Annotated in this window: 1 protein-coding gene; it reads right to left on the bottom strand. The window is 46.9% G+C overall.

From position 1 onward, the window contains the following. The coding region (locus A3739_RS01325) for a PDZ domain-containing protein (protein ID WP_156502230.1) at positions 1 to 700 on the bottom strand (700 nt) is incomplete at both ends.

Below are 700 nucleotides of genomic sequence, written 5' to 3'. Positions count from 1 at the left end.
TTATGGTTATGAAGTAACTGAGTTCTTCGATGCTATGGATGCGCTTGTTGTTCACTCCGTAGATAATATCGCCAATTTCAAAGCCTTGGAAAGCAGCGGTTGATCGTTCCTCGATGTTCATGACCATGACGCCGACACTCCGTTCTTTATCTGGGTTAATAAGATCTTGGAGTTGCAGACCTGATAGGCTGGGGTGTAATTGAACGCCTTTAATTTCTGGTATCGGAATTTCTTCTGTTTCGACGACTAGTTCGAGTGTTCTTTCACCTCTTAACAGTTTGAGTTTTAATGTTTCACCCAGCGGCGCTAATCCTATCTGATTTCGCATGTCTTCTGCGTTTTTAACTGGCCGTTCATTTGCCTCAATAATAACATCTCCTTGGACTAGTCCGGCGCGCTCTGCCGCACTGTCAGTTTTCACTTCACTAACTAATGCGCCTTGATAAAGATTCAAGCCGAAGGCTTCTGCCAGATCTGCGGTTAAATCTTGGAAGCTTGCGCCAATTCCTCCGCGCTTCACCTCTCCGTATAGAATCAACTGTTTTAAGATGCTTTGTGCCACAACAGAGGGAATCGCAAACCCGATGCCTACATTGCCGCCTGCTGGTGCAAGGATGGCGGAGTTAATGCCGATCAGCTCGCCGCGCAAATTGATGAGCGCTCCCCCAGAATTACCAGGATTGATGGATGCGTCTGTTTG

It is taken from the genome of Oleiphilus sp. HI0067 (genome assembly GCF_001635735.1).
This window is presented reverse-complemented; position numbering and strand designations above follow the sequence as displayed.